8 protein-coding genes are annotated in these 9,774 nt (G+C 67.5%); 7 read left to right on the forward strand and 1 reads right to left on the reverse strand.

Annotated features, from left to right (window positions below; translation table 11 throughout):
• The first annotated feature begins 51 nt into the window (after window positions 1–51).
• The 7 genes from nth to FJV41_RS45120 all read left to right on the forward strand — a co-directional run bounded on the left by nth (window position 52) and on the right by FJV41_RS45120 (window position 9,037).
• The gene (nth, locus tag FJV41_RS45090) at window positions 52–684 is read left to right on the forward strand and encodes an endonuclease III (RefSeq protein WP_141648821.1); all 633 of its coding nucleotides are present in this window, start codon (window positions 52–54) and stop codon (window positions 682–684) included.
• Between the two features lie 90 nt (window positions 685–774).
• A complete protein-coding gene (locus tag FJV41_RS45095) occupies window positions 775–2,094 on the forward strand; it encodes a DUF418 domain-containing protein (protein ID WP_141648822.1) in 1,320 nt (439 codons plus the stop codon).
• A gap of 137 nt (window positions 2,095–2,231) precedes the next feature.
• Window positions 2,232–3,065, forward strand: coding sequence for a xanthine dehydrogenase accessory protein XdhC (xdhC, locus tag FJV41_RS45100; protein WP_141648823.1), 834 nt, complete (start codon window positions 2,232–2,234; stop codon window positions 3,063–3,065).
• Window positions 3,066–3,070: 5 nt separating this feature from the next.
• Entirely contained in the window at window positions 3,071–6,874 is a 3,804-nt protein-coding gene (gene xdhB, locus FJV41_RS45105; RefSeq protein WP_220137956.1) for a xanthine dehydrogenase molybdopterin binding subunit, read from the forward strand.
• Window positions 6,875–6,954: 80 nt separating this feature from the next.
• A complete protein-coding gene (locus FJV41_RS45110) occupies window positions 6,955–7,515 on the forward strand; it encodes a hypothetical protein (protein ID WP_141648825.1) in 561 nt (186 codons plus the stop codon).
• Between the two features lie 91 nt (window positions 7,516–7,606).
• A complete protein-coding gene (locus tag FJV41_RS45115; protein ID WP_141648826.1) occupies window positions 7,607–8,206 on the forward strand; it encodes a bactofilin family protein in 600 nt (199 codons plus the stop codon).
• 195 nt (window positions 8,207–8,401) lie between these two features.
• Window positions 8,402–9,037, forward strand: a complete 636-nt coding sequence (locus FJV41_RS45120) for a hypothetical protein (RefSeq protein WP_181791388.1) — start codon at window positions 8,402–8,404, stop codon at window positions 9,035–9,037.
• Between the two features lie 217 nt (window positions 9,038–9,254).
• Here FJV41_RS45120 and FJV41_RS45125 read toward each other — a convergent pair.
• Window positions 9,255–9,774, reverse strand: a 520-nt coding sequence (locus FJV41_RS45125) for a hypothetical protein (protein ID WP_220137957.1), incomplete at its 5' end; no start/stop codon positions are given.

Raw genomic sequence — 9,774 nt, forward strand, 5'->3', positions numbered from 1 at the left:
TTCCGAGCCCGTGTCTGTCAGCCATCCCAGGTAGGATGTCCTCCACACCCCATGAAACCCGCTGAGAAAGCCGCCCTCCTCCTCGAGCGCCTGCGTGAGAAGCACCCCGACGCACGCTACGAGCTCAACTGGTCCACGCCGTTCGAGCTGCTCGTCGCCACCATCCTCGCCGCGCAGTGCACCGACGAGCGCGTCAACCGCGTCACCGCCACCGTGTTCCCCAAATACCCGGGCCCCCAGGCCTTCGCGGACGCCGACACCTCGGAGCTGGAGGAAGACCTCAAGCCCACCGGGTTCTTCAAGCAGAAGACCAAGTCCGTCCAGGCCATGAGCCGCGCGCTGCTCGCGGACTTCGGCGGAGAGGTCCCCCGCACTGTCTCGGAGCTGGTGACGCTCCCCGGCGTGGCGCGCAAGACGGCCAACGTGGTCCTCAACACCGCCTTCAACCTGGCCTCCGGCATCATCGTCGACACGCACGTCGCTCGCGTCAGCCAGCGCCTGGGCCTGACGAAGCACGAAAAGCCGGAGGCGATTGAAGAGGACCTGATGAAGCTGGTGCCCCAGGACGCGTGGACCTTCTTCGGCCCCGCCACCGTCCTGCACGGCCGCTACACCTGCACCGCCAAGAAGCCGAAGTGCGACGAGTGCATCGTGAAGGACATCTGCCCACGCATCGGCGTGTAGACCCACCCGACCCGCTCGAAGCGCGCGCAATTCACCGCTGCCGTGGAATACCGGCAATAAAGCTCAGGTTCAGGCGTTCTTTCCGAACACATGACCTCTGCTCCTTCCGCGGTGACCACCGCCGAGGCCCGCCCGGTCGATTCGGGCGAGCGCCTGGTGTTGCTCGACACGCTGCGCGGCTTCGCGCTGTGCGGCGTGTTCATCTCCAATACGTTTATGTGGTTCAGCGGCCGGGCCTTCATGCCCCGGGAGCAACTCGAGTCCCTGTTCGCAAATGGGACGATGCTCGACAAGGTGCTCCTGCCCGTCGTGACGACGCTGGTGAGCGGGCGGTTCATCACCATCTTCTCGTTCCTCTTCGGACTGGGCTTCGCGGTGCAGATGGGCCGGGCGGAGGCGCGGGGCTCGCCCGTCACGCGCCTCTATGTGCGCCGGCTCGGGGTGATGCTCCTGCTGGGGCTCACGCACCTGACGCTCATCTGGTACGGGGATATCCTCAGCAACTACGCGCTGATTGGGCTCTGGCTGCTGTGGTTCCGGCGCCGGGAGGACCGGACGATTCTCAAGGTCGCCGCGGTGCTGCTCTTCGCGTGGCCCATTCTGAGCGCGGTCATCTTCAAGCTGCCGCAGTTGATGGCCGCCACGCCAGAGGCCGCCGCCGCGCTGGCGAAGCTGGAGACGGAGCGCTCCGCGGCCCTGAAGGCGGACACCCTGTCGGTGTTCCAGAACGGGAACTGGTGGGCCGTGGTGAAGGGCGGCCTGTCGTTCTACCGGCGCGAGTTCCTGCTCATCATGTGCGTCAACTCGCTGGCGCTGCTGGGCCGCTTCCTCCTGGGCTTCTATGCGGGCCGCAAGCGCCTGTTCCATGACGCGCCCCAGCACGTGGCCTTCTTCCGCCGGCTGTTCTTCTGGTCGCTGGGACTGGGCGTGCTGGGCAGCAGCGTGGGCGTGGTGACGCAGCAGCTCGTGCTGCGCAAGATCATCAATCCAGAGACGTTGCCCGTGTGGCTGCCCATGGTGCTGGCCCCGGTGCGCGCCCTGGGCGAGGTGGGCATCGCCGCGACGTATGTGTCGGGCATCACCCTGCTCTTCCAGCGCGCGACGTGGCAGAAAATCCTGTCCGTGCTCGCGCCGGTGGGCCGCATGGCGCTGACCAACTACCTGAGCCAGTCCGTCATCAGCATCCTCGTGTTCTACGGCTACGGCCTGGGGCTCGTCGGCAAGCTGACGCCCAGCATGAGCATCCTGTACTGCCTGGGGGTCTTCACCGTCCAAATCGCGTGGAGCCACCTGTGGCTCGCGCGCTTCCGCTTCGGGCCCATGGAGTGGGTGTGGCGCTCGCTGACGTACGGCAAGGCCCAGCCCATGCGCCGGAGCACCGAGGCGGCCGGCGCGGCGGTGGCCACGTAGGCGCGGCGCGGGGGCTCGGGGAGAGGCCCCGGGACGTCCCCAGGGGGCGGCCTGGACACCGGGCCGTCGTCCAGCCCACGGACTCCGGGTGAGAGTCATCCCCGTCGGACTCCGGGTGTGGCAGACTCACAGGGACCATGTGGGATTGGGTCCGCCAGCTGGGCGAGTGGGCGCGCGAGGATGCGCCCTTCGCCGTGGCCACCGTTACAGCGTGCCAGGGAAGCACCCCCGCCGAGCCCGGCGCGAAGCTGCTGGTGCGTGGGGACGGTGCGTTCCACGGCACCGTGGGCGGCGGACACCTGGAGCAGTTGGTGCTCGCCGACGCGCGGGCCTGTCTGGAGCGCGGCGAGTCCCGCTCCTATCGCTATCCGCTGGGCGCGAAGCTCGGCCAGTGCTGTGGGGGCGTGGTGGACGTCTTCGTGGAGCCCGTCAACCACGGGCCTCGCCTGTACCTCTTCGGGGCCGGGCACGTGGGCCAGGCGGTGTGCCGCATCCTCGAGGGGACCCCCTTCCGCGTACACCTGGTGGACGAGCGCCCCGAGTGGCTCCACGGCGAGCGCGTGCCCGCGGCGGTGACGCGCCACGAGGAGTCCTGGGAGGACTTCGTGACCCAGGCCGTGTGGGACGCGCGCCGGACGTACGTCGCGGTGATGACGCACCGGCATGACCTGGACCAGGACATCATCGCGGCCGCGCTGGAGAAGCCCGCGCGCTACATCGGCCTCATCGGCAGCAAGACGAAGTGGGCGCGCTTCCGGCAGCGGCTGGAGGCGCGAGGCGTGCCCGCGACGCTGCTGAGCCGGGTGCAGTGCCCCATGGGGCTGGAGCTGGGGGGCAAGTCCCCCCAGGAAGTCGCGGTGAGCATCGCCGCGGGGCTGCTCCAGCTCCACCACCAACCTTTCGTTGAAACCCGCCCCGAGCCATCCGCCTCGGAGCCGCCCCGCCTGCGCGGGGTTTCGTCTGGAGAATGAGCACCATGTTCGAGTTCCGGCTCAACGGGAGCCTGGTCCGCGTCGAGGACGTGTCGCCCAACACCACGCTGCTCGACTACCTGCGCGCCCAAGGCGCCACGGGAACGAAGCAGGGCTGCGCCGAGGGGGACTGTGGCGCGTGCACCGTGGCGATGGTGGACCGCGACGCCCAGGGCAACCGCTGCCTGCGCGCGTTCAACAGTTGCATCACCCTGGTGCCCATGGTGGCCGGGCGCGAGGTGGTGACGGTGGAGGGCGTGGGCTCGCGCGAGAAGCCACATCCCGTGCAGCAGGCGATGGTGAAGCACTACGGCTCGCAGTGTGGTTTCTGCACGCCGGGCTTCATCGTCTCCATGGCGGAGGCGTACTCGCGGCCGGAGGTCTGCACCCCGGAGACGGTGGCGGACCAGCTCTGTGGAAACATCTGCCGCTGTACCGGGTATCGGCCCATCCGCGATGCGATGATGGAGGCGCTCGCAGCGAGGGATGCGGCGGTGGGATTGCAGCCACTGCCGGGCACGTCGCTCGGGGGCCCTGCTTCGCCGGTGTCGGCGCTGAGCTATGAGGCCGGCGGCCAGAAGTTCCTGCGGCCCACGTCGTGGGAGGAGCTGCTCGCGCTGAAGGCCGCGCATCCGGAGGCGCTGCTCGTGGCGGGCGCCACGGAAGTGGGCGTGGACATCACCAAGAAAGCCCGGCGCTTTCCGTTCCTCATCTCCACCGAGGGCGTGGAGTCCCTGCGCGCCATCCGCCGTGAAGCGGACGGCTGGTACGTGGGCGGCGCGGCGACGCTCGTGGACCTGGAGGATGCGCTCGGCAAGGACGTGCCCGAGATAGGGAAGATGCTCAACGTCTTCGCCTCGCGACAGATCCGGCAGCGGGCCACGCTGTCGGGCAACCTGGTGACGGCGTCGCCGATTGGCGACCTGGCGCCGGTGCTGCTCGCGCTGGAGGCTCGGATGGTGCTGTCGTCCGTGAAGGGCGAGCGGACGGTGGCGCTGTCGGACTTCTTCCTCGCGTACCGGAAGACGGCGCTCCAGGTGGACGAGGTGGTGCGCTTCATCGTCATCCCGCATGCGCCTTCGGCGGCCAGTGGACTCCGGCGGGTGTCAGATTCGTTCAAGGTGTCCAAGCGGCGCGAGCTGGATATCAGCATCGTCGCCGCGGGCTTCTGCGTGGAGCTGGATGCGGGCGGAGTGGTGCGCACGGCGCGGCTTGGGTACGGCGGCGTGGCGGCCACGCCCATTCGCGCGCGACGCACCGAGGAGCTGCTCGTCGGCCAGCCGTGGACCCGGGAGACGGTGGACAAGGTGCTGCCCATGCTCTCGGGCGAGCTGTCCCCCATCAGCGACTTGCGCGGGAGCGCGGAGTACCGACGCGGGCTCATCGTGAGCCTGTTCGAGAAGTTCTTCTCGGGGGAGCAGAGTCCCTCTCTGGACGCCGCGCCGGGCTTCGTCACGGGAGACGCCGAGGCGCCCACGGATACCAGCCGCGTGCTGCGACATGAGAGCGCGCTGGGTCATGTGACGGGGGCCGCGAAGTACGTGGACGATGTGGCGCAGGGCCGGCCCATGCTGGAGGTGTGGGCGGTGTGTTCGCCGCATGCGCACGCGCGAATCCTGCGCAGGGATGCGACGGCCGCGAGGGCGCTTCCGGGCGTGGTGACGGTGCTGCTCGCGGAGGACATCCCCGGCATGAACGACACGGGGCCCATCCGCCACGACGAGCCGCTCCTGGCGAAGGACGAGGTGCTGTTCCACGGGCAGATTGTCGCCGTGGTGGTGGGAGAGAGCATCGACGCGTGCCGCGAGGCCGCGAAGCAGGTGGTGGTGGAGTACGAACCGCTGCCGGCCATCCTCACCGTGGAAGACGCGATGGCGCAGGGCAGCTACCACACGGAGCCGCACGTCATCCGGCGCGGCGATGTGGACGCGGCGCTCGCGTCGAGCCCGCGTCGGCTGTCCGGCACGGTGACGATGGGCGGGCAGGAGCACTTCTACCTGGAGACGCAGGCGGCCTTCGCGGAGAAGGGCGACGACGGAGACATCACGGTGGTGTCCTCCACGCAGCACCCGTCCGAGGTGCAAGCGGTGATTTCCCACGTGTTGCACCTGCCGCGCAGTCGCGTGGTGGTGCAGTCACCGCGCATGGGTGGCGGCTTCGGTGGCAAGGAGACGCAGGGCAACTCACCCGCGGCCATTGTCGCGCTGGCCGCGTGGCACACGGGCAAGCCGGTGCGGTGGATGATGGACCGGGACGTGGACATGGCGGTGACGGGAAAGCGCCATCCGTTCCATGCCACGTTCGAGGTGGGGTTCACCGAGCAGGGCAAGCTGCTCGCCCTGCGCGCGCAGCTCGTGTCGAACGCGGGCTGGTCGCTGGATTTGTCCGAGTCGATTACGGACCGCGCCCTCTTCCACCTGGACAACGCCTATTACGTCCCGGCCATGAGCTACACGGGCCGCGTGGCGAAGACGCATCTGGTGTCCAACACGGCCTTCCGTGGCTTCGGGGGTCCGCAGGGGATGCTGGTGGGTGAGGAGGTCCTCGACCGCGTGGCGCGCACGCTGGGCCTGCCGCCGGAGGAAGTGCGCGAGCGCAACTTCTACCGGGGCACCGGTGAGACGAACACGACGCACTACGGACAGGAGCTGGAGGACGAGCGACTGCCGCACCTGTGGCGTGAGCTGAAGGACTCGTCGGACTTCGCGCGTCGGCGTCGGGAGGTGGAGGAGTTCAATGCCCGCTCACCGCGAATCAAGCGCGGGCTGGCGATGACGCCGATGAAGTTCGGCATCTCCTTCACGGCGACGTTCCTGAATCAGGCGGGCGCGCTGGTGCATGTGTACCGGGACGGCTCGGTGATGCTGTCGCACGGCGGCACGGAGATGGGCCAGGGTCTGCACACGAAGATTCAGGGCGTGGCCATGCGCGAGCTGGGATTGCCCGCGGACGCCATCCGGGTGGCGAAGACGGTGACGGACAAGGTGCCCAACACCTCCGCCACGGCGGCCTCGTCGGGTTCGGACCTGAACGGCGCGGCGGTGCGCGAGGCGTGCGTCACGCTGCGTGGGCGGCTTGTGCCGGTGGCCGTGAAGCTGCTGTCGGAGCGGCACGGGCGCACCGTGGCTCCGGAGGCGGTGGTGTTCCAGGACGGGCGCGTGGGGGTAGCGGATGCATCCGTGTCCTTCGCGGAGGTGGTGGACGCCGCGTACCTGGCGCGCGTGGGACTCTCGGTGACGGGCTACTACCAGACGCCGGGCATCGGCTACGACAAGGCGAAGGGCCGAGGGAAGCCGTTCCTCTACTTCGCGTATGGCGCGGCGGTGACGGAGGTGGAGGTGGACGGCCACACGGGCATGAAGCGGGTGCTCCGAGTGGACGTGCTGGAGGACGTGGGTGACTCGCTCAACCCGGGTGTGGACCGGGGACAGATTGAAGGCGGCTTCGTCCAGGGCATGGGCTGGCTGACGGGCGAGGACCTGCGCTGGGATGCGAAGGGACGGTTGCTCACGCACTCGGCCAGCACGTACCCGGTGCCGGCGTTCAGCGATGCGCCAGTGGACTTCCGTGTACGGCTGTTGGAGCGGGCGCGGCAGCACAACACGATTCACGGCAGCAAGGCGGTGGGCGAGCCGCCGCTGATGCTGGCGCTGTCGGTGCGCGAGGCCCTGAGGGATGCAGTGGGCGCGTTCGGGGCTCCGGGCGGAAAGGTGGAGCTGGCCGCTCCCGCCACGCACGAGGCGCTGTTCCTGGCCATCCAGCGGCGTGAGGCCCGGAGCAAGTCTGAGTCGGGACTGGTCGCGGCGTAGCCTCTGGGCGTCTCGCGGTAACGAGGCGCCTTTCAGCACACGAGAGCAGGAGCAATGTGACGATACATACGTTGGAGTCGTTGAAGCCTCGGCTTCGGAGGGCCGGGGACCTCGCGGACCTCCTGCTCGAGGAGCACGCGACGTTCCTCGACGGTGACACCTGGGTCCACGAGGGAGACCTGGTGCTCGAAGGGGAGCTTGAAGTGAAGCGGGGGGCGTTGCTGATCCTGGGAAATCTGAGGGTCAGCGATGCCGTTGGGACGGACGAGAGCGGCAAGCTCGTCGTCACGGGTCGACTCGATGCCCGCCACCTCTATCTGGAAGGCGACCTGCGGGTGCACAAGGACGTTGCGCTCCGAGGCGCCCTCTTCGGCTTCTACGAAGCGGGCAATTCACAGGTCGACGGACGGACGACCGCGAAGCTCGGTCTCATCGGCGACCATGAATGGGAGTGCGATGACGAGCACTACGAGGTCTCTGGCCGCTTCTCGAACTTCGTCGAACTTGAGGAGGGAGACCCCGATGCCATCCGCCAGCTCATGGGTGACAAGGAGTTCGCCATTCTCGCGCCCATGCTGGGTCTGTCCGACGAGGATACGGAGTGCGATGGCTACGGAATGAAGCTCTTCTTCCGGGTCTGAGCAAAGCGCGAGGCTCGGAGCAAGGCGGAGTCGGGACTGGCCGCGGCGTAGGTCCTGGGCGCCAATTCATCCATGTTCGTGGAGGTGTGACTTGAACGAGCAGACACTGCAGTCGCTGAAGCCGAAGCTCCGGCCCGTGAAGGACGAGGACCTCGAGCAGATTGGTGATGAGGACATCGCGGGAGTCCTCGGCGATGACAGTTGGGTTCACGAGGGAGACCTCGTGATTGAGGGCGACCTCAGCGTGACGGAGGGAGCGCTGTTGGTCCTGGGGGACCTGACGGTGAGCGGCGAGGTCACGACGGATGAGACGGGCACGTTGGCTGTCATGGGTCAGCTCAAGGCCCACCACCTCTACCTGGAGGGCAACCTGGAGGTTCACGGGGATGCCACGCTCAGCGGTGTCGTCTACGGCTTCTACGAAGCGGGCATCTCCCGGGTCTACGGCAAGACGACCGCGAAGCTCGGCCTGATTGGCAATCACGACTGGTCTTGCGACAGCGAGCACTACGAAGTCTCGGGGCGCTTCAGCAACTTCCACAAGCTCATGGAAGGAGACCCGGAAGCCATCCGCAAGCTCGTCGGCGACAAGGAGTTCGCCCAGCTCGCGCGCATGCTGGGGGTGAGCAAGGAAGAGGCGGAGGGTTCGTCGAACAGTGCGTGGGGACTGAGCCTCTTCCACCGGGTCTGAGCTGTCCGCGTTGGTCCCAGGACCTGATCAGGGACCACGCCCGACTCCGAGGGCATCATCCTCAAGATGCGGCGGCTGGCGTGAGCCCCGCGACAATCCGACAAAGCCGCAATTGCGGGAATAACATCAAAGTTATTTACTGAACGCTCGGCGCGCGAACACCCCACCCACGCGCTCCGAACAGGGGACATCAACATGCCTCGTCATCTGTCGACCTTGCGTTCACTGACCGCGCTCACCGCCTTCGCCACGCTGTCCACGGCATCCGCCGAGGAGAGCGGCAAGCCGCAGGCCCCCCAGACCACAACGCCCGCTCGGACAGGAAACCAGGAGCTGCTGGCCGGGACGTACTCCGTCTCCATCCCCGCCATCACCTGCGTGCACCAGGGAAGCGCCCCTCCGCCAGCTCCGATGACCTGCGGCGGCGGCGGCACGCTGCGCACGGACGGCGACAATACCTTCCCGTGCGCGGTGAACTCCAATGCCACGCTCAATACGTACGTGTGCGGTCTGAATCTTCCGTCGGGTGCGCAGATCCAGGAAGCCATTGCCTACGGCTACGACTCCTCCACCGTCGGATACTTCGAAGCCGCTATCTGGAGCACGGCCGATGCGACCCTCGCCGTGTCGTACTTCAGCAGCTTCGGGGGTACCTGGCAGAACTCGGGAGTGGCCTTCAACAGTGGCTACTCCAGCTTCCCCATCTTCTCCGCATCCCAACCCGCCCATACCGTGGTGGCTGGCAACCGGTATGTGATTGGCTTCGCTACGCGCGACCCCATCCAGTCCAACCTGGTCTTCGGCTTCCGCGTCCGCTACTCCCTGCCGTAAGGCACCCCGTCACGGAGTCCCGGCGCCCGCCCCTGTCTCACTGGGGCGGAGCGCCTCGTGAACCGGACTCCCACGAAGTGTGCCCCTTCCGAGTGAGTTCTCGCGCCGCGCGCGACAAAATCACACACACAAACATTTTCGTCTGTGGACAGGGAGTGCTCAAGTTGAGCGCGTCCATCACGTGTGGCGCGGCTTGCAGACTGGACGGCTGCGCGCCTCAGCCCACCACCCGCTCGATACCCGGACGCACAGCTTCGGGCGGGATGGGCAGGTGCGTGGTGTTGGAACCCGGGAAGCGCTCTGAGGCCCACCGACATAGGTGGTCCACGCACGACTCAATCGCACCACCCGTCGTGAAGATGTGGTTGGTTCCCTTGAGGCGAATCCGCGACAGGTTCGGATGCGGAAGGTCCGCCAGCGCCGAGCGATGGATGCGGTCGAAGAACACGTCCCGCAGCTTTCCCTCCGCCGTCAACACCAGCACCGGCTGCCCGCGCTCCACCACGCGCTGCCACGCCCGCACCAGCGGCACGTTCGTCACCGCCGGCAACGAATCCCAGTCCATCAACAAGTCGAGCAGCTTCTGTCGCGGAAACGGCACGTACTTGAACAGCCGCGCGTACTCATTCTCCCGCGTCAGCATCCGCATCCAGCCCCAATACGAGAAGAGCTTCGACGTCACCCGCTTCAATGACAGCCGCGGGGACTCAACCTCCACCTCGGCCCCCTCCCCTCCC

It is taken from the genome of Myxococcus llanfairpwllgwyngyllgogerychwyrndrobwllllantysiliogogogochensis (assembly GCF_006636215.1).
Lineage (GTDB): Bacteria > Myxococcota > Myxococcia > Myxococcales > Myxococcaceae > Myxococcus > Myxococcus llanfairpwllgwyngyllgogerychwyrndrobwllllantysiliogogogochensis.